19 protein-coding genes are annotated in these 19,924 nt (G+C 60.6%); 1 reads left to right on the plus strand and 18 read right to left on the minus strand.

The window, feature by feature from the left end:
* Positions 1 to 33: 33 nt before the first annotated feature.
* Positions 34 to 711 (minus strand): hypothetical protein, encoded by a 678-nt coding sequence (locus KO490_RS15960; protein ID WP_216020415.1) that lies wholly within the window; start codon positions 709 to 711, stop codon positions 34 to 36.
* A 1,006-nt stretch (positions 712 to 1,717) separates the two neighbouring features.
* Between KO490_RS15960 and KO490_RS16730 the strand changes: the two genes are divergently transcribed.
* The gene (locus tag KO490_RS16730; protein ID WP_216020416.1) at positions 1,718 to 1,993 is read left to right on the plus strand and encodes a LysR substrate-binding domain-containing protein; all 276 of its coding nucleotides are present in this window, start codon (positions 1,718 to 1,720) and stop codon (positions 1,991 to 1,993) included.
* Positions 1,994 to 2,610: 617 nt separating this feature from the next.
* Here the strand turns inward: KO490_RS16730 and KO490_RS15970 are convergent.
* From KO490_RS15970 to KO490_RS16050, 17 genes are all read right to left on the minus strand, one after another.
* The gene (locus tag KO490_RS15970) at positions 2,611 to 3,741 is read right to left on the minus strand and encodes a helix-turn-helix domain-containing protein (RefSeq protein ID WP_216020417.1); all 1,131 of its coding nucleotides are present in this window, start codon (positions 3,739 to 3,741) and stop codon (positions 2,611 to 2,613) included.
* 870 nt (positions 3,742 to 4,611) lie between these two features.
* Entirely contained in the window at positions 4,612 to 7,611 is a 3,000-nt protein-coding gene (gene traN, locus KO490_RS15975; protein WP_216020418.1) for a conjugal transfer protein TraN, read from the minus strand.
* A gap of 5 nt (positions 7,612 to 7,616) precedes the next feature.
* Positions 7,617 to 8,690, minus strand: a complete 1,074-nt coding sequence (locus KO490_RS15980) for a TraU family protein (protein WP_216020419.1) — start codon at positions 8,688 to 8,690, stop codon at positions 7,617 to 7,619.
* Positions 8,687 to 9,082 carry a hypothetical protein gene (locus tag KO490_RS15985; RefSeq protein ID WP_216020420.1) on the minus strand — a complete coding sequence of 132 codons (396 nt, stop codon included), beginning with the start codon at positions 9,080 to 9,082 and terminating at the stop codon, positions 8,687 to 8,689. The genes KO490_RS15980 and KO490_RS15985 overlap by 4 nt, the downstream gene beginning before the upstream one ends.
* Entirely contained in the window at positions 9,079 to 9,426 is a 348-nt protein-coding gene (locus tag KO490_RS15990; RefSeq protein ID WP_216020421.1) for a hypothetical protein, read from the minus strand. The genes KO490_RS15985 and KO490_RS15990 overlap by 4 nt, the downstream gene beginning before the upstream one ends.
* Positions 9,423 to 10,748: a hypothetical protein gene (locus tag KO490_RS15995; protein WP_216020422.1), complete on the minus strand. Its 1,326-nt coding sequence runs from the start codon at positions 10,746 to 10,748 to the stop codon at positions 9,423 to 9,425. Before KO490_RS15995 ends, KO490_RS15990 begins: the two co-directional genes overlap by 4 nt.
* Entirely contained in the window at positions 10,736 to 11,302 is a 567-nt protein-coding gene (locus KO490_RS16000; protein WP_216020423.1) for a S26 family signal peptidase, read from the minus strand. The genes KO490_RS15995 and KO490_RS16000 overlap by 13 nt, the downstream gene beginning before the upstream one ends.
* Positions 11,299 to 11,727, minus strand: coding sequence for a hypothetical protein (locus KO490_RS16005; protein WP_216020424.1), 429 nt, complete (start codon positions 11,725 to 11,727; stop codon positions 11,299 to 11,301). Before KO490_RS16005 ends, KO490_RS16000 begins: the two co-directional genes overlap by 4 nt.
* A gap of 2 nt (positions 11,728 to 11,729) precedes the next feature.
* Positions 11,730 to 14,165: a type IV secretion system protein TraC gene (traC, locus tag KO490_RS16010; RefSeq protein WP_216020425.1), complete on the minus strand. Its 2,436-nt coding sequence runs from the start codon at positions 14,163 to 14,165 to the stop codon at positions 11,730 to 11,732.
* Between the two features lie 25 nt (positions 14,166 to 14,190).
* On the minus strand, positions 14,191 to 14,931 hold the full coding sequence (locus KO490_RS16015) for a DsbC family protein (RefSeq protein WP_216020426.1): 741 nt from the start codon (positions 14,929 to 14,931) through the stop codon (positions 14,191 to 14,193).
* A 154-nt stretch (positions 14,932 to 15,085) separates the two neighbouring features.
* Positions 15,086 to 15,478 (minus strand): TraA family conjugative transfer protein, encoded by a 393-nt coding sequence (gene traA / locus KO490_RS16020; protein WP_216020427.1) that lies wholly within the window; start codon positions 15,476 to 15,478, stop codon positions 15,086 to 15,088.
* 61 nt (positions 15,479 to 15,539) lie between these two features.
* A complete protein-coding gene (locus tag KO490_RS16025) occupies positions 15,540 to 15,815 on the minus strand; it encodes a TraV family lipoprotein (RefSeq protein WP_216020428.1) in 276 nt (91 codons plus the stop codon).
* 4 nt (positions 15,816 to 15,819) lie between these two features.
* Entirely contained in the window at positions 15,820 to 17,127 is a 1,308-nt protein-coding gene (locus KO490_RS16030) for a TraB/VirB10 family protein (protein WP_216020429.1), read from the minus strand.
* A 1-nt stretch (position 17,128) separates the two neighbouring features.
* A complete protein-coding gene (locus tag KO490_RS16035) occupies positions 17,129 to 18,457 on the minus strand; it encodes a type-F conjugative transfer system secretin TraK (RefSeq protein ID WP_216020430.1) in 1,329 nt (442 codons plus the stop codon).
* On the minus strand, positions 18,454 to 19,077 hold the full coding sequence (locus KO490_RS16040) for a type IV conjugative transfer system protein TraE (protein ID WP_216020431.1): 624 nt from the start codon (positions 19,075 to 19,077) through the stop codon (positions 18,454 to 18,456). The genes KO490_RS16035 and KO490_RS16040 overlap by 4 nt, the downstream gene beginning before the upstream one ends.
* The gene (locus KO490_RS16045; protein ID WP_216020432.1) at positions 19,074 to 19,355 is read right to left on the minus strand and encodes a type IV conjugative transfer system protein TraL; all 282 of its coding nucleotides are present in this window, start codon (positions 19,353 to 19,355) and stop codon (positions 19,074 to 19,076) included. Before KO490_RS16045 ends, KO490_RS16040 begins: the two co-directional genes overlap by 4 nt.
* Positions 19,324 to 19,746 (minus strand): hypothetical protein, encoded by a 423-nt coding sequence (locus KO490_RS16050; RefSeq protein WP_216020433.1) that lies wholly within the window; start codon positions 19,744 to 19,746, stop codon positions 19,324 to 19,326. Before KO490_RS16050 ends, KO490_RS16045 begins: the two co-directional genes overlap by 32 nt.
* Positions 19,747 to 19,924: the final 178 nt, after the last annotated feature.

The following is a 19,924-nucleotide window of genomic DNA, read 5'->3' on the forward strand; positions in this document are numbered from 1 at the left end:
TCCACCTAGAGAAGTTTATTTCGATGCTTACATCTACTCGCTGCGAAGGAGGCGTTGCGGATTTTGAGGAGGGCGCTCACCCAAAACTTCTGTGGGACCGTTTACCTGATATGCTTCGTTCTGATCATCGTTCTCACTCACATGTTCTCGATCGGTCTGAGAGGGTAACTTGGCGGCGCGAATAGCGGTTGCGACCTGCTCGACGACGAATGGCGCGTCCGTGAGAATTTCTTGAAAGCCATTTTTCAAATCCGGATAATTCGCCACGAAAGCTCCAAGGGCTACAATTCCGGCATACATATCCCCCCGGATTGATCCTTCTTCGACCTGTCCAAGTTGGAAAAAAGCTCCTAGGCCGCGCTGTCCGTTTCGCCAACCGCATTGGGCGATATGGCGGGAAATTGAGTAAAGAAACCGATTTGCATCAATTTCTTGAAGTTTTAGCGATGTTTCGAACGAAAACTGCAGTTTAAATTGCGAAACCTCGCTCGCATAACTAAGATATTGTTCATGCAAGTCTGAAAGCTGTTCATCAAGAAGCCATTTTTTACCATCATGATTTACAAACTTTCCACGTTTTAATGTGTTTCCAAATGGGTTTGGAGAATTCGGCAAATATGATAGGTGAGAGATTTTATTGATTGGTGGGGCTTCGACCTCTACAACTTCCAATTTATTTAGATAAATCTTATAGTTTTTATTGGAAGCCATTAGTGGAGCCCTATTCGGTTTCTTAACGATTTAGCCGCTTGCCTGATCTCAGGCATGCGTGTCTGCAAGGGCGGGATCAAGTGCCGCAAAGACCCTGCTGTATGCACTTGGTGTTAACGCCAAGTAGTTATATAATTATGTCGTGTCGCTTTAAGGCCACGTCCGACAAGCTAGTGTAAATTTCGGGTTGGTGATCTGCGATTATCGGCAGGCAACCAGTGTTTCGATACTCTAAAGCGGGTCAATTGGGCAATGTCGATCTGGCTAAATCCTTCTACAGCGACGGACTGGGACTGCATCGCCATCGACGGACGGCAGCTTCCCCCCTAATGTCGCAGCCGTCAAGTTGCAGCACTGACCGTCTGCTTTCCGCCCTCATTCACCCATGTCCTCAGGTGCTCTGCATTCTCTACCGCCCCAGAGCCCTCTCGCTACATCGACAGCCCCTCCCGATAGTCTTGCTCGATCTCGGGTCCGCCGCGAGTTTCGGCGGCGTTCCAGGAGCTGATGACAAACCCGACGAAGCGCCGGAGGAGCGACAGTCTCGGCGTCCTCGGTGCATCCGCTGCGAATGCCCTTCGAAGATGGCTGCTGAGTACACGGGCCTGTGATCTTGTTGTCCGCCACGGTGACCGAGCCGTCCTCCAGGCCGGTCATGATAGTATCGAGGCTGCGAAAAGCCACTTACAGGTCCTACTCCTTCGCGTTCACGGCCTCCTCGTATGCCCGGAGGGCAGCTTCCCGAGCCTCGGTCTCGCGGCCATGGAGGCCCCCCCGGTCCTGCATTGCCCTGTCCGCGGCAACCAGCTTCGCATTGGCGTTCGCCAGATTCCGTTTCTGCGCCTCGAGAAAGGCCCCCATCTTCACATTACCAACCTGTGCCGCACCGGGTTACCTGGACAAGTTTGGTTGGCCCGAAAGCCGCGGCGACTTTCAGCATCTTTGACAGGTCAGGTTTAGCTTACCGGAACATATGAGCTAGCTGAGCTTCCGCGATCATGGAAAAGTGTCGGCCAGCGCCGCGGTCGAAGCCGGAAATGGCGAGGCAGTCCGTGCGCTGGTGCCGTCGGGTATGGGTATCGCGCGCTTCTCCGACCTGATGGTAAACCGAGATCTGGTTGAAGGGCGTCTCGTAGAGCTGTTTCCCGGCGAATTGGTAGCTGCCCCTCTGGACATAACGGCACTCTACCTCACCAGAACCGCCGGCCTGCGCAGGCTAGAAGCTTTCATCGATTGGCTCGCAACTATCGTTGCAGCACCGCGGACAGGCTCCTGGAGGTAGCGTTATCCTGACCATGATGAATAGCAATTCTGCTGAGGGCTTTCGTTGAGAATAATGCCCGCTTTGGAGAAAGCACGATCAGGTTCCGCATTAACTCTCCACACCCCGGCTTCTTCGAGCGAGGCTAGTTCATCTTGAAGGTCCATTATTAGCCCCAAACTTCAGCATCGTCAGCTCAAATACCAAGAACACAATCGATGTACGAGTACGTAATACTGATGACAACTCATAATTAAAAGCTTTGAAAATCTAGAGAAGTCTTAAACTGGAACGCAGCGATTATTTTTCGTTTGATGATGAACCAGACGAACCCTCGCGCTGCAGCAATGCAGCCAAAAGAAAAAATTACCTTGATCAATCGTGATCATCCTTTTCGCATACAAAAATAATCTCAGATATTACAGAGAGACAACAGCAAATCAAATCCGAAGATTATAGCAGCCATCCCCACGAGAAGTGATTAGCTGTTCAAAACCCCTGAAAATCAAGTGACCCACCCCCAATTACGAAGCCCCAAGTGCCAATGCCATACACACTTAAAAAATCTTCAGTGAAAACGCGTTCACGTCGCGCATTCGGCGTCAAGAATGCCTTCCCGAAGACCCATTTTTTGTATATTAGCGCATACTGGCAATATGGCGTGCATATCCGGCAGGGTTTCTGATGTCCGCACCGTTTTCGGCCATACGGCCGAGGCAGAACAGGGCCTTTACCGTCCTCTTTATGCCAAACTGTCTACGCAGTTTTCCAATGTAATTCCTGTTCACGGACAGGTTGCGACCGTAATCGTCGATCGCATCGTTCAGCACGATCTCCCAAGCATTGCTGCCGGATCGTTCCTGGGCGACCTCCAGTGTTGCGCGGAACGTCTCCGGCGCAGCCATCAATAAGCTTAGTAATTCCTTATCCTTCATAGGTTGTTTGGATTCTGGATCTTTACGCTCGGCAATTTTGCGGTGCATGTGTGGCAAGGATGCGGGGCGAGGCGAAACGTCCCGGCGAGGGCGATGCAAGCGGCGCCGAAGCGTGGCTGTCCCGCCATCTGCGCTGGCCGCGGCGGTGACCTGCCGCTCTTCCGGAAGACCGATCATGGCCCCCAGGCGGCGCAGGATGTCTTGCGACTTTTCCAAGAGCGCAGTGATCACCGTGATGTCCGCGGCCGGATCCTTGCGGGCCGGGAGCTCGGCCAGAAGATTATGTATCATAGTTTTGATGGAGCCAGGAAGGTCGGGATGTTTTTGGAGGCTTCTCGCTCGCACACGAGCATCGAACAGCGCACGGTAGAGGGATGCCAGCTTCCGTTTGTTTTCGGTGTGCTGGAATGCAAGCGCATAGATCTCCTCGGCACGGGCTCCGAGCGGCGCGAGGGAAATTCCGGACGCATTCTCGGGGAGCCCTCCGTCCCGTGTGCGGAACGCCCGACGCTTGCAGTTCGAGCTGTCGCGGAACGCGATCAAGCCCTTGGCGCACAGTCCGCGCTCGACGCGGGACAGGGTGTCCTCGGACCAGCCGCTATCAAAGCAGACCTCGAATTTCGGCCAGGCTACGACGGGTTGGTTTCCCGGGGCCCAATCATTCGCCCTGGTGCGCTTGATGTAATAGCCCAGCAGCCAAAGTTCATTGCTGTTCAGCCCAAGGTCGCACCGTGCGCCATTCAGGCGATCCCATAGCTCAAGATGCGTCACTCCGGCGGGAAGACCCGCGAAGCTATCTGCGAGAGCCGCTGCGCGGACCCTCTCGTCGTTCATTGCCCTCATGTTCCAGCTCTGGTTTAGCCCGGGAACGAACTGAGAAAGCCACTGCTCTCCTATTCGCACGAATGCGTTTTTTCTTGCATGGCTGTCGGAGAACGCGTAATGCTGGAAGCGACCAAGCTAGTTAGCATTATACGCAGCCCTCGTTGTTCGTCAGCGGGGGTTTTGCGTTTTAGGGTTCTCGATCCTTCTCCTTCAGTGATGCGCGGCAGTATCCTTTGTCATCTAGACAAATAGCCTTTGCAGCGCAGAGCCCTCAAGACATTTCCGGCCCCTGCACCCATCTTAACAGGGTATTTTGTCTTAATGGTGGGTTTTTTTCACTTCTATGCAGCTCGGACGCAAGATGTCCTGGTATGAATCGATGCTCCCCCCTCAGCCCTGCAAGGGAATAGGCCGACCATGATCCCTGTTTCCCTCCCTTGAGGTCGACAGAACGAAAGTGCTGGATGGGAGCCGCTGATCTTCGCGGCACGCATGGGAGCGTCATCGCTCCAATCGATCCTGTGGGCGATGGCGACAACATAGCTTGATCTCGTACCGCTGGTCGTACGCTTCAAGATAGTGAGCGGAAAGCCGGCCCTGCAGCTTTCGTCGCAGCAGCCCGTTCTCGCGCGTTGCGCACCGCGTTCTGATCGGGGTCGGATCGGTCGAACGCCTCGCGAAGGTCATAGGTCTGAAACCCTCAACTTTCAGAAGGCATGTTATCGCCGCATCAAGCGAGCCCGCGTGACGAGCATTCCGTTGTCATCACTTCAGCGCAGTGATCGGCGATGATCGGCGGGCTGGAGCGGCGCGTTAGACAGAAGCGGGTTTTCATTTCCCTGGTCGGTCCGCCTTGCAGTTCAAAGGAACCGTATGGCGTCATCGGACAATCCCTCGCCCAAAATCCCCGGCCGCGTCTTCGCGCAGCATGTCGGTGTCGATCCCGTCATAGCGATTGCCATTGCGGGTGATCGCGTCCTCGCGGGTATAGAGGTCTTCGAGGGCTCGACCATAGGTGGACCCGGTGCCAGTCAGGGTGTCGATATCGGTGACACGATCGAAGTTGATCATGCCGCTCGACATCATCATTCCGGTCCATTCGGACAGGTCGATCCGGTCCATGTCGAGCGACTGGAATTGCCTCACGGTGATGCCTTGGCAGTTGCTGTCGGACGGGGTGCCCCAGTCGATGCCAAGCTGCTCGCGGGCCTGCTCATTCATGATCCGCGACAGGGGCGAATTGAACATGCAGAAGGCCGTCCTTCGAGACACGCACCAGCCAAAGACCCGCCGTGAGCAGTATTCTCCGATCTCGTGGGTTGATTTCAGGGCGCGGCGCACCATCAGCTCCTGTTCGCCTTCCGAGCAGGCCAGCAGCACGGTCGCCAGCACATTCACGAGCGTGTAGATCGTATATGCGGTCATCACCGCGTTCATGACCGTCGCCGCGACTTTCGTCATCCCGATATTGCCGGGCTGCAGCACGCCGCCCGCAATGGCATCGCCACCGCCCACCTGGAAGATCGAGTTGGCCGCCTGCTCTCCGAAGACCTCCGCGGTCCAGCTCGCGGCCTTCTTCATCATCTCCTGCTTTACCGTCTCCATCGACAAAGCGTTGCCGACATTTCGTGCAGCGCCGCTATTGCCGACAATCGACTCCCAGGTTTCGGTGAGCGGACGGGACAGTTCGGAGAAGCTGTTTCGCGCCGCGTTCTCCATGGACACCCAGGAGGATGTCAGGGGGCTGGACAGGCTCGTGCCCTCGACAGCGCGGGAAAGCCTCGACACGGAAAAGGCCAGTTGCAGGTAATCGGCCACACTGACGCCGGATGGCGTCGTGCAGCAATTCGACAATCCAAGCGCGCGGCGTGAACAGGTTTCCCGCTCACCAGCGAACAGCTCGCAGCTCAGCATGGCCTCGTCGCGGTCAATGGCCGTATCCAGGTCCTCGGTGCATTGCATGTCGCTCATCAACATGTCAGCCGCAGCAAGCTTGGCCGCGGTATCGGCCAGATCCTCGGCGCCGCTGGTGCCGGTATTGATGATGCACTCATCGCCCATGCAGCTGAGGCTCGACTCGCAGATGTTCAGCTCCTCAACGACCGGGCTGGTATAGCGTATCGCCTCACCGCACTGGTACCGGTTCTCGTGGATCGCACAGGTTCCGTCATCAAGGCGAAGCGCGCAGGTCCGCCCGATGAAGCTGCAGGAACTGTCAGCTTCGAGGAGCCCGCAATTGTTCGTCTCGGTAAACGCCTCACCCATCGGATCCTCAAGACAGATCGGATTGATCCTGATCCGCGTGGCCGCCCTGTCGTCGATCATGCCGAAGGGCGCGACGGGGATGCTCGACCCACAAGCCACACCCGTCCGTCCATCGCTGTCCGTCCAGGAATTGACGCAGCCGCCGGAATTGGCTGCGGTTTCCTCGACCGTGTATTCGATCCGACAGGCGGCATCGGATGCCAGCGAAAGCAGGTCGGCATATTGGGTCGCGTTGTAACCCCATTCCGTGAAGAGAGGGGTCGGGGAATAGTTCAAGCGCAGGACGACATGGGCATCCACATTATCGGTGCCGGAGCACTCCCGATAGAGATGGTAGTAATTTGCCCGGATCATGTCCTCGTCGGTGCGCCAGTATCTGTCCTCGTGGCTCCACACGCCGAGATGGTAGACGCACTCGCCAATGGAGACCGGAAAATCCCCTCGGTCGGGATCATCGAGCGTTTCTCCGTCCCATGTCAGATACCTCCTGGTCGCCCAGAGGCTACTGTAGCGGTGGAGATAGTGAGTGGTGGCGATGTCGGCATAGCCCGAGGGAGGATCGCGCCGCAGGACTTCTTCCGTTCCACCGGAGATCCCGATCTGGTGGGCGGCCGAGGGGCTGGACGTGATCGCCGCGATGTTCATGGAGCCATCGCCGGACATGATGTTGCTGCCATTATGCGCGACGTAGCCGCTGTCGCGCAGGCTCGTGGCCGTCACGCGCGCCGCCGACAGCTCGATCCCGTCCCGCATGCTGAAGTTCATGATGGCCCCGGTGGATGACCCGTCCTGGTCGAAGACCAGCTCGACACATCGCTCGATCCCGCTGCACGATCTGACGGAAAGATCCCCACGATCATTCGTGGGGACGGTTTCAAGCGCCGAAAGCTTCGCACAGGTCTGGGCCGTATCGGTGCGGACCCGGTTACCTTCGTGTTCGCAATAACCGACCCCGGAGATCGTCCGGTAAGTGAACAGGGGGTGGGGGCCGTTGTAGATGCGCGAGGCGGACATCGGCTCAAGCGCGAGCGCCGAGCTGTCGCAGGTGTTGATGACGCTGCTGTCGTAGTCGTATTCGACGCTGCCGGTCTCCTCGACGATGATACACTGCCCGAATTCCGCCGTATCCTCGCTGCCGTCTTCGAGGATTTCCGTGGAGCCGAACAGGAAATCGGTGCCGACCGATGGCATGCCCTCGCTGTCGCGAAGGACGCTCATGGCATTGGCCTCGGCATTCACGCGACCTGTGGAGCCGAACTGGCCCGTCCCGGCCTCCAGCTGGCCTATCTCCGTATCCCGGTAGGAATAAAGATCCTCGTATGTGCTGATGTGAGGAAGCGACCCTTCCGAGGCGTCCTGACCCGTCACGCCGAAGTTCATGGCGCGCGAATGGAAGGTCATATCCCCCGAAGGCGCGGCGTCCCTAATGGTGATGTTCTGGCCTGACCGGGAATAGAGATCGGAGGGATTGGGCTTGAAGGTATCGGTATGAGCCTGGGAGGCGGCTTCGCGCATCTCGGGCGAGGTCTGGGCCCATGCCAGATCGAGCAGGGAAAGATGAAGCGTGGCCGAGATGCAAACTGCCTTCGACACGACATAAATGGTCCGGATCATGATCGTCAGCCTCCAGACACGGTCGCGCAGCAATCCGTCCAGTTCCAGCGAAGGTAGATCGGCATCTCGGCCACGCCGGGAATGGTGCGACCCGCACCCCATCGCAGGATGCTTTCACCGGATGCGTGGTTTCGGGTTCCTTCCGCGCGAGGCCATGCCGCCTGCCAGCGATAATGCGAGCGCTTCAGCATCGGCTGATACTGCGCCTGGCACAGAGCCTCGTTGCCGACATGGCTGCGCTCGATCCCGCGCGCCGCGTTCATTGCCAGGAGCTTCTGTGCGGTGGACGAGCTGAACTGCACAGGCCCCTGGGCATGCTCGAAGCCGGTATAGGGGGCCATTGTCGTGGTCCAGCTGCCGCCGCACCAGAACAGGTCGTCGATGGGGCGCCCGACACTCGACGAGATGGAATCCGCGGCGCAGGCGGCCTGGGCCATGATCGAGGATCCGAAGACCGACATCGGATTGCCATACATGGCGACGATCGGATCGTTCCACATGGGATCGATCTCGGAGAGGTAGAGGATGTCGATGTCCGAGTAGGAGGACGCACATTTGGTGAACAGCTCCATCATCAGCACGATCGGAAAGCTGTAGGTATGGACGTGGTTGAAGCTCTGCTGCTCCAGGTCGGATGTCGGATCGCCCGAGCTGCCCAGATAGAGGGGATCGGCAATGCCGATCTGAACGCCTCCGAGAACCGAAGAGCATCCCGGCGTCATGGTCGTCTCGTAAAGCTCGGTCGGAAGCCACATGCCGATAGGCACACCGATGGTGGGAAGCGCGCCATCATTGCATACGCAGACCGCCGAATTGGCAGCCTCGTCGGGAACGCGGGGCCGCGAGGACATCGAGAAGCCGTTCGCATCGGTGCCGGAGGCAGCCTGCGGACTGCCGAAGATCGTGATCCCGGAAATTCTCAGCGGGAAGATGCAGGACCAGCAGACATTGCTGATAATCCCCGAACCGATGATGTTGCTCGCAGGGCAGTGGCCCTGCCCGAGCGCGGCGCCGGCCGTCACCGCGAGGGCGGTTGCGGCAGCGGCGGCCAGCTTCGTGAGATTGCGGGGCATCATCATTGCTCTCCCTTCGATCCGGACGGGCGTTTCAGATGCCGGCCGATCAGCGCGAGCAGCTGGACATGGGGCATCAGCGAGGAATGCGAGAAGGGCTGTCGAACCACGGGCAGCACCGGTCCCGGCCGGAGGTCGAAGGCTTGGTAAAGATCGGACAGCCAGGGATCGCAGATGAGCGCCACATCGCCGCAGGAGGAACATTGCCCGAGCTCGAAATGGGTCTCGGGCGGCGTGGGACAGCCCATGTTCGCGAGGCATGAATGGCAGGAATTGAATTTCGGTGCCCCCGGAACGGCCTGTGCGACCTCGTAGCTTCGGGTAAAGGCATCAAGTGCCGGCGGGAACTCGGACACATGGTGGAAACCGCGTCCACCATATTTCGAATTGCTCATCACCGCCCTTCCCCCCTGGTCAGGCAGATGAGGGCATCGACGGCCTCGACCTCGATATCGGGTCCATTCAGGGGTCTGCGCAGACGCGGGAAGCACAGGTACGCCTCACTTGGGTCGATACCTGCCTGCGAGACGCGAGCAAGCAATGCAGGGTCGCGGCAATCCGCGATCACGCCGCAGGCCGAACCGCGGGCGAGACCGCCAAGATCGGCATAGGCCGCAGGCAGGCGCAGGTCCCTGGCGCGCAGGCAGGACGGGCAAAGATTGTGCAGATCCTCGGGGCGCTTGCCCAAGGCGATGCCGGCGCGTTGCAGATGGGTTTCGCAAGCGGTGCGAGAGCGGGTCATCGGATCGCGACCTCCCGGCTGAGCACCAGGACCCTGCTCTCCTCTTCCTGCGGATAGATCTCGGTCGGGGTATGCTCGATCTGGAAGTTGTCGCGGAACTGATCGTTGAGCAGGAAGACCTGCATGCCGAAGCGTGAAACCAGATCCTGAAGGCCCTGCCACGGATCGACCCCCGGTGCGGTCGCTGGCAGCGCGGTTGCGATCACCAGCGCACGGTTCACGCCCTGGCGCGGGGAGTTCAGCGCCTCTTCGACGAATTGCAGCTCCCCTGCCCTGTTGGGATCGATCACGAAGATGCGGCGATCGAAGGGCAACACGTCACCAGGACGGAAGACCTCGCCCGCATGGGCCAGTACCCGGCCCTCATGATCGGTGATGTCCTTGGAGGCGCGGAACATGAAATGCAGCTCTCGCTCGCGCGCCTCGCTGGCAGGCGTGACCGGCATTGCGGAGAGCTCGGAGGCGGTACGGCTCCAGAAGCGCTCCTTCAGGAGCTCGGGATCGCGCGTGAGGCGCGATGCGACCGCTTCGGCCTCGCGGATGGCTCGGCTTATCAGGTTTTCTTCGGTGATCTCGACGACATTCGGATTGGTCAGATCCTCCGCATTGTCCGCCAGATGGCGCTCGTAGAGCCAATCGGGATCGCTGAACCCCTCGGCGCGCGCGATGATCCGGCCAAGATCGAGGCCCGGATCCGTGCCGTCAGGGGCCGGCCGCGTCAGGTCCTCCAGCACGATCGTCGGTGCCAGCTCGGCACCTGTCAGCATGAACAGTTCCGGATCGAGAATGATGTTCATGTCGGCCGGCGCCGAGCCGCGGTCGGCCTCGGTCAATGCTGCCAGATCGGAAAGCCAAAGCCCGAACTCCGGGATCGTCATGCCATCGGGAACGCCCCGGAACACGAAGCGGACATCCTTGCGGAGCCTGTAGCGATGCAGAAGATCACTCAGGGTATTCTCGCCCAGGTTTGCCGTGACCAGAATGGACGCCCGGATGCCCTCGGGCAGCTTGGCGATGCCGGGGGCGGCTGCGAGAGCTTCGGCAGTATCGGGCTCGGAGGTGTCGATACCCATCTCCTCCCCGACCTTGCGGATTGTCCGCGCGGTCTCGATGCCTGCCTGCCCGCCGATCTCCTCGGCCATGGAGCGGAACTCGTCCAGCCGGGCCGGGGAGGCGATCTCGTCCGGGCAGAGGCCGAATTCCTTCTGTCCGCGCGGCGTGACATCCTCGGGGGTCAGGCGGTATTGCTGTGCGCCGGGAAGCTGCGGGCAGATCATGCCGCTCAGGATGAGTACGCCGCCGAGACGGTTCAGAACGCCCATAGCACGGCCCCCACGATCTGTTCCTCGTCGACCTGGCCGTAATAGCGCCCGTCATAGCTCATGGGGTGATCGCCCATCAGGAACAGTTCGCCCTCTTCCAGCACGATCTCGCGGGTCAGTGCCGCGACATCGAGACCGAGTGCGGGTGCAGCTTCGAGGGCGGTCCCATGCCGCCAGGCTTCGGCTCCATGACTGAACATTGCACCCGTCCCGGAAATCTCGATCCGGTCGCCTGCGCGGGTCGCGACGGCGCGTTTGACCATGACATGTCCGGGCTTCCATTTTGCGTGAGGAGGGGTCTGTTCAGGCGTCAGTGCCACGGCGATGTAGTCGTTGAGTCGGACCTCGGCGGCGCTCGGCCGCGCCCATGTGTCGATCACGAAGAACCACTCGTCCAGGCAGCGAGTGTCCTGGGTGTCGAGGCCGATGACATAGCGCTGGCTGGCATATGCAAAACCTGTGCCGAGAACCGTGCAGATCCCCAGGACCTTCGCGCCGATCAGCCAGTCGAAATCCTTGAGGGTCTTCCTTTCCTTCCTGCGCGCGCGGATCATCGGGTCACCTCCGCATCGCCTTGCGTGGCATGCTGCGCGTCTATCGTCTCGGCGCTCATGGGAATGGTGCCCGCGGGCGCAAAGGCTGCAGAATCGTCGAGCCTGCCCACATCGCTGCCCACGGCAATGAAGGTTTCCAGCTGGAACATGCGCGATGGTGGGGCCTTCACCCCTTCGCCGTCGATCACGATGGCCCCGGCCTCGACCGCGCGCTCGATGGCGGCATCTATGACGGCCATGGGGGTTTGCCCCGCCGCGATATAGGGTTCCGCCTGACGGGCTATGGAAGCGGCATCATAGACGAGCACGGGACGGCCCCCGCTGCCCTTGTCGAGTGCGATCACGAGGGCACAGGCCCCCAGGATGCATCCGATCATGCCGATACCTGCCGCAAAGGTCGCTTCGAAGGAGGTGCCGTTTCCCATGGTCAGCTGTTCCTCCCGCGTGCCTCGATGATGCGATTGATGGCATCCTCGGTGCTGTAACCCTGTTTCGTGAGCTTGCGGATCTCGGCCACGTCGCTCGGGCGGGTGGAATAGAGAAGCGCGCGGAACGGATCGACGACGAAGCGCCCGATGCCCATGCCCTCCGATGTCCGCACGAAGATCTCCGAATAGCGCCCCGGCGATGTCCGCACGGTCTTCAATCGCTCGCAGAGCGCCTTGGAGAATTCCGGGTTGTCGCCGCTTGCCAGCTTGTCGAGCGTGGCCGATTTCTGCTGCAGCATGATCGTCATGGCGCTGTTGGCGAGGATCGCGCGACCGGTCTGGGTGTCGTGGAGATCGGTCAGAGCCTGGGTCACGATACAGGCCGAGCCGTTATACTTGCGAAAGCGCCGATAGCCCGCCTCGATGAACTTGGCGATCTGCGGCTCGGACATCAGGTCCCATGCCTCGTCGATCAGCATCAGCTTCTTGATGTCGATCTCGCCCAGATACATGCCGTTCTGGATCTGGTAGATCAGCAGCAGCAGCACGACCGTCTGAAGGTGCTTCTGGTTCTTCAGCTCTTCCAGCTCCAGCAGCACGAAATTCGACGTGAAGTCGATATTGGACGGGCCATTGAAGTATTTCCCGTACTGGCCGGCGCGGCAGAAGGCCCGCAGCCCGTAGCTGATGTCGGAGATGCGCTTCTCGCGAAATTCCTTGTCGGCCCCCTCTCCTTGTTCCCGGGCCGTCTCCAGGCAGGCATCCGCGATATGGTCGATGGACAGGTCGGGACCGTGCAGATCGTATTGCGCGCCGAGGATCTCGCGCAGGTTCGAGGTCTGGAAGTCGTCGAGCCCCTTCTGCGGCGCGGCCATGGTGGCAAGCAGGTGCAGCAGGATGTCCTGGACCTCTTCGAACTCCTCCTTGGCCGTGAGCGAGGAGAAGGGATTGAGGCAGATGTCGTTGTCCTGCCCGAAGGCCATGAACTGACCGCCGAGACTTTCATTGAGCTTGACGTAGGACCGGCCCACATCGATGACCCAGACGCGGCCCCCCGTCGCCAGCATCGCGGAGATCATCTCGTTGGAGAAGAAGGATTTGCCCGCGCCGCTCTCGGCCGAGACGGTGATGTTGTAGTTCGTCCCGCTGTCGAAGGGCGAGAACCCCATGGCCTGCCCCCCGCGCCCGACCAGCGAGATCATGGGGGTTTTCGTGCCACGCCACTCGAAGAAGACCGGCATGAAGGTCGAGATGGCTTCGGTAAAGTTCATGCGCATCCGTGCGAGGTCGCGCTGATCGTTCTTCTCGGGGCCGAGGGGCAGATTGGCGCGCAGGTTGTTGAAGGTGACGCCTGCGTCCTCCATGAAGTTGAAGCCCAGCTCGTTGAGATAGGTCCGCGTGGTGGTCGCATGTCGCTCGGCATCCTGGTCGCTGTCCGAGAACAGCAGGATGTTCATCGAGAAGCGGTGGACCTGTTCGCCCTCCCCGACCATCTCCATGAGATGCGACCAATCCTCGTGACGATGGCGGTATTCGGGTCGGATGCGTCCGAAGGGACCATCGGCATAGTTGCGGTAATACTGACGGTTCCGTTCGAGCCGGGGGCGCATCTCCGAGATGTCCTCGAACTTGATCGTGGCCGAGATCATGTGATTGCAGGGAATGCCCCGGTCACCCGAGATCGGATCAATGGAATAGCGTTCCGCGATCCCGAAATAGGAGCGCGTCGGGATCTTCTTGGGCGATAGCGAGGTAATCCAGCTGTCGCCCACCCGGACGGCCTTTTCCTTCACGGTGACGGTGGCGTCGTAATCGAGCACCTGTTCACGGATGAACCGGGAGGGATCGACGGGATTGCGGCCCGTGCGCCAGGAGGCGTTGCGACTGCGGTTGAGGATCTGGGACAGCTGGTAGGCCAGTTCGGTATCGTTGAAGACGCGTAGCTGGGAAAAGCCGATGGTGCCGAGAACTTCCAGCAGTTCGCGCTTGATCTTCTTGGCGGCGAGCAGCTCATCCTCGTCGGGCAGCATTTCGGCGGTCGGCATCTTGAAGGAGATGAGCAGGTTCGAGTTGCGCACGGCCAGCCCCGCTACGCCGCCCGAGGCACCGGCCCGGATGAAGTCGATCGTCTTCGTGGTGGCGGTGGCAATCAGGGGATCGTCGCTGCCCGACCTCTCATCGCGAAGCGCGGTCAGGTGATCGGAGACATCATCAAGAACGAGCAGGTTGAACTGGAGAAAGGTCCCCTTGGGGTATTCGTATTTCACAAGCTGCGTGAATCGCTTGGCGATGGTGCTGTCGAAACCCGAAAGCGGCAGGGCGGAGATCGTGAAGCCGATATAGTTGCCGTCCAGCAGGAAGGTCTGGCTCTCGTCATCATAGGCGAGCCAGGGCAGGTGATCGGGAAGGCGGTTGTAGGGCTTGAAGTCGAACATGTGTTTGATCTCCGTCCAGGCTGGTTCAGTTGGTCGCGAGGAAGGTGCGCAGGCTTGGAGGCATGCCACGAGAGACGCCGCCCTCGGCGCCGATGATGTAGGGAACCCCCGTCACGCCCAGCATCTGCGACAGGATGGTGCGTTGCAGGACGGGCTGGATGTCGCAATTCTCGGGAATCTGCGCCGCCATCATCCAGCGGCTGTTCTTGTGGAGAAGCGCCTCGATCGCAGCGTCCCGGTCCTGCGAACAGCTCAGCGCATTGACCGCGCGCGTGGAATTGTCGCCCAGGAAGGGCACGGTCATGATCGTGAAGGTATAATCCTCCTGGTAGGAGGGATCGCTCACCAGTTCGTCGAAGAGCTGGCCGCAATATGGGCAGAAGGGATCGACGAACATCGTGACCTTGCGCGGGCCATGGCCGTAGTAGAAGGGATCGACATCCTCGTCCTTCAGCCCGAGATCGGCGAGGTTCACGTTCTTCATGGAGGCTTGCAGATCATCCATCGTCTGGATCGTCTCGCCGATCCATGTGTCGAAGATCACGCCGCGCATCACGAAGCGCCCGTTCTGGCTCATGTAGGCCACGCCGTCGCGCCCGTGGAAGGTCACGGCATGGGTGAAGGGAGAGACCAGTTCCTGGGTCTCCCGGATCTGGTCCTTGCTGACGCGCGTGTCGGCATCGGGATTGGTCAGATCGGAGATATAGGGAAACCCGGCCCCGTCCTGCGCCACGCTCACGCCTGCCGACATGAAGGTGAGCAGCATCCCTCCCATTAGTCTTTTCGCTTTGATCATGGCGCACCTTTGGTAAAAAAGAGGGGCTGCGAGCGTTTCGCCCGCAGCCCCGCACCGCCCCTGGAGATTGCAGTCGTTGGGGGCGATCGTCGTGGAGTGAGCCGTTTTTGGTAACGGCTCACTTTCAGCCGGGAACAGCGGCGGTGAAGCTGGGCATCCCGATCGAAGCAGGGGCTTTGACGGCGGCCGGCGCTTCGATCTCGACGGTGGTTTCCGACATGGTGGCCGAGAGCACGTTGTCGAGGATGGTCGGCGTGATGATCAGGCCGAAGGCGACCGCGATCGAGACGCCGCAGGCCATCAGGTTCTGACGCGCGATGCCCATGAACAGGCCGACCAGCAGGAAGGCGATGGCGAGCGCGCGGCCGAAGTAGCCGTTGATCCATTCCGTCAGCATCGTGTAGGCGGCTTGGAACTCCGTGCCGGTGGTGCCGGCATGGGCCGTGGCCTGCAGGCCGATGACAGCGACGGCCGAGACGCAGGCGAGCTTGATGGTTTTCCTGGTGGTGTCGAACATTCCGATAGTCCCTGTGAACATGGCCGGCCGATAATTCGGGCCACCGGCCGGTTATCCGCCGTCAGTTCTCGAGAAAGACGTGGCCCGAATTCTGAAGCACCCCGTTCGGATCGCGCATCGGCGCGACCCAGACCCTCAACACGTCCTCGCGCTGAAGGGCGCGGTCGGAGGGGGGTGGGGAGACAGGTCCGTCCGTGGCCTTCGCAGCCTCGCGGACGCTCATGCAGCTCTCGGGATCCCTGTCGCATCGCCCCTGGCTTTCACCCGGCACCATGTTGCCGCCGGTGCAGGCGCCGAGCACGGCGAGCGTTGCGAAGGAAAGGATGAGCTTGTGCATGATCTTAACCCTTGAATTTCACGGTGAGCCCTTCGGTCAGGACCACATCGACCCATCGACCGTTGGGGATCTCGATGACCGGGAAGGTCTGCTCGGCCAGGTTGAGATAGTATTCGGTGAGGAGGTCGAAGCCTTCGGATGCCCCGCTGATCGCCCCGCCCTCGGCACCGCCGCTTGCGCTCGCGCCCCCGAGGAAGACGCTTCCCGCCGACTGGTCCTGGAAGCTCGACAGGATGCCTTGGGCAAGGGCTGCACCCGTCGCGCTGGCAAGGACGCGGCCGGAGCGGCTGACAAGGGTTCCGCGCACCCCGTTCTTGCCATCCTCGCCCGTCACGAAGAACTTCACCTGCCCCTCGATCGCGCTGTTATCCGCGAGGATGCAGCTGACCACTTCGCCGCGAATGTTCACGCGCTCGGAGGACAGCTCGCCATAAGCCGATCCGAGAAGGTGGCATTCCTTGACATCCGCCCATGCGTAATTGGGCATGAAGGCTTCCTTCTTGATCCGCATCAGAACCGGCACGGGCTGGGATTGCGCCCGCGCACCCGTGGGCGCATCGAGGCCCGTGAGCAGCATGGCCGTCAGGATCGATCCTGCCGGGATGTTGAGATCGGGTACGTTCGAATGCGGCTCGGGCCGAGCCCCCCGCTCGGGCGCGGCCTTCTCCTCGGACCGATAGACCGCGATCCGGGGTGCCGGCATGGCCGGCTGCGAAGCCGCCTGCTGTTGCTGAACGGGATCGGGCTGCCTGTAGATGCTTTCGCGCCGATCCCGTTCCTGCCGCTCGCGTTCAGCGCGGCGCGCGGCCTCTGCAGCTTCCAGACGGCGCCGTTCATTCTGCGCGTCAATCTGTTCCGTCAGCTGCCTGATCCGCCTGTTGGTCGCATCGACCTGCTGAGTGGCGGGATCACTCTCCGTCTCTTCTCCGACCGCGGCGGGCGCGGCGGATTGCTGTCCGAGGGCATCCTCGATCAGCTTGTTCATGCGTGTCTCGTTGTCGGCTTGCATCCGTTCCACGAGACTGGTCAGGGTGCCGACCTGCTCGGTGATGCGCGCCAGGGTGTCGTTCTGCTCCTTCGAGCTGGTTTCACGACCCGCTTCGAGATCGGCCAATCGGCGGGAGAGACCTTCGAGCGAGACGCTGCGCGTATCCACGTTCCCGGTCAGGCTGATCTGCTCAGGTTCGCGGATGGCCGGGGCCTTTTCCGTCTGCAGGGTGGAGACGTAGACGGCCAGGGCACCGGCAAGGCCGAGACCCCCGTAGATGAGGTATTTCTTGGCCTTCGGCGAGAGGGGTTTCTTCTCGGCCATGTCAGTTCCCTCCCCGGCGCGCGGACTGGATCGCCGCATTCGGGCGTCGGATCAGCACGTAGAAATCTGCAGGATGTTCGCGGCTGATCTGGGTGCGGGGGGCGAAGGCCACGGCCAGTGTCTGGGGATGACGTGCGCACCATTGTTCATTCAGATCGACGGTCTGATTGGCCTCGGCCATGCCGCGCACGAGAATATATTCGTTCGAGGCGATCCCGGATCCCTGCCGGAAGCTGAAGCGCACACCGGAATGCGCGCAGAATGCTTCGGCTTCGAAACCCTGCAGGGAGATGTTGCCAAAGCCCGCAGGCAGTTCGCCGCGTGAATAGGCTTGGATCAGATGCGCGACGGTATTGGTGGCGCGGCGCGGTTCCGGGGCGCGGCGCACACCGCTCGTATTGGCGCGGGGCGCTTGTGATGCGGCGGGCTTGCTGGGCGCATTCTTGGCCTCGATGGCCGCGGCATGGCGCTCGACGTCCCTCATGGCAGTGGACGGCAGCGTGATGCGGACCTGGCGCGGAGCGATGCGCTGCGGCACGAGGCTGACCACGATCGCGGGATCGGGATAGCCCTTGTCGTGGATGAACAGCGTGACTGGCTGGGTCACCGAGACATAGACGAAATTCTGATCGAACTCGACGGTCATGGCATCGGCCGCAGATGCCGAGCGGACCATGGGATCCTTGAATGGGGTCTCGATCCGGTTGAGGTGGCCCATCGCCATCGGCATGATCTCGGTGCGCCCGGGTATGGAAGCCACCACGGGCGGCAACACGAAATCTTCCTCAACGATGCTTTGATCGTTCTCGGCGGCGGCACCGTCATCAGCGGCAGGGGCGTCACGCCCGTCTGCAATGTCGGCGGGAAGGCTTGCGCCATTCTCCTCGCCCGTCGCTGTTTCGCGCGCGGCGGCAGCCTCGGAGATCGCACTGCCTGTCCGCTGGCGCGCGCTACCCGTCTCGGGATCATCCGAACCCTCTCCCCGGTCGTCGTCGTCGCCGCCAAGCGCATCGGTGAGAACATTCGTGGCAGTCTCTACCGGCGTCATGCTGTCGCGCGGATCCTCTTCCTGCCCTGCCATCGGATCCTGCGTCAAACTGCGAAGGCTGCCATCGGGCAAGGTATAGACTTGCGCGATGGTGCCGGGATCGCCTGGCAAGGGCATGCGCTCGCAGCTTTCCACTTCGAAATCGAGGGACCACGATCTGCAGCTGGCATCACCCGCGGGCTCGAAGGATCCCGAGCGGATGCGGCTGCTTTCCTGAGCGGCGGCGGCTGATGTCAGCAGGAGGGTCAGGGCTGCGCTGTGAAGCAGGATACGGCGGCTCATCTTGCGGCCCTTTCCTGCGCTTCACGCTTGTCCATCTCCTGATCGCGGGTTTCCGCGGTCATGGGCTTGCCTTCGTAGATGGCATAGCTGTCGAGGTAGATGCGCAGCCGCTCGGTCGTGAAGCCCAGCTCGTAGGTCATCTGCTTGTCGACCGCGCGGCGCAGCCCGGGACCGCCGATGCTCTGGGTGCCCGTCACGAAGAAGCGGTTCAGCTCCGGGTCGTAGATGACCGCGCGCGGCGTGAAGGTGACGATGGCATTGTCGCGGACGATGTTCTGGATCTCGACATCGACCGTGGACATCAGCTTGCGGTAAAGCGCGGGTGTCGAGATCCGCTCGAACTCGCCACGGACGAAATCCGCATTGCCGGGCGTGATGTTGCCGGCCAGCATGGCGACCGACCATGCCCATTGCTGATAGTAGTCCCTGTTCGCGCGACCGTTGATGAACTCGATCGTCTCGTTCTGGAAGGGCGGCACCAGGATCACCGCCTCATCGCGGGTCGCAAGGGTGAACTGCATCCAGCACATGCTGATCATCAGCGCGCCGGTCGCGACCTTCAGGATCGTGTTGTCGAAACTGATCTGTCGGAAGGTCCTTGCCGCCCTTTCCGTCTTCACGGCCGGAACTCCCGATCGAGCCCATGGGGTGTCGCGCGCCCGGACATGATGGGGAGGCCGATGAAGTAGCAGCGGTGGCGGAGATAGCCGTCAGGCTTCTTGTCCGCGAACTTGTTGATGAAGCTTCCGAGAAAGAGACCGACCGCGCCGCACAGGAACGAATGGCCGATGATCACGCCGACAATGGTGAACCCGATGAAGGCGAAGATCTGGCTGGCATTGAAGACCAATGCCAGCGGTGGTGCATCAAGTGTCTGCGGTATCCGAATTTCGTCCATCAGTGCCCGCCCGGTCTGGGCTCAGCGCCGAAAGGAGTCTCTGCCGCTCCACTTCCATGAGAGGTGCCTGCATGATGGGATTGTCCAACATGTAGGTCTCTATCAGGACATCCTTGATCCTTTGTACGGGACCGTCTGCAGGATAAAGGCTGATCATTGCCACGTTCGGCTTGAAAACCGCGAGGAAGTCTTCAACGGCGACAAAGCGGGCAAAACGCCTGAACATCTTGCCATTTGCCTGAACCACCATCCCGATGGGCCGACCATTGGCGAGTGAAAGACCGAGAATGTAGCTGTACTTTCCGGTCGTGTCTTCCGTCCTGATCACATGAGCGACGTAGATACCTCCCAGGCCAAGGTTCGCAACATTCCGTGTCGTCGTGGTCAGCATCTGAAGTTCCTACCTGAAAGGCCCTAGCACCCTTCGCGTTAACCGGCAGGACTGTCGTAATCAACCATCCACTTGCATCATGGATTACCACAAGTGCTGAAGACATCAAGCATGTTAACAGGTCCGATTGACTATTAATAAATACACAATGCAATCTGTCTGACCTGCCCCCCGCGAA

The organism is Paracoccus sp. C2R09, from assembly GCF_018860625.1.
Taxonomy (GTDB): Bacteria; Pseudomonadota; Alphaproteobacteria; order Rhodobacterales; family Rhodobacteraceae; genus Paracoccus.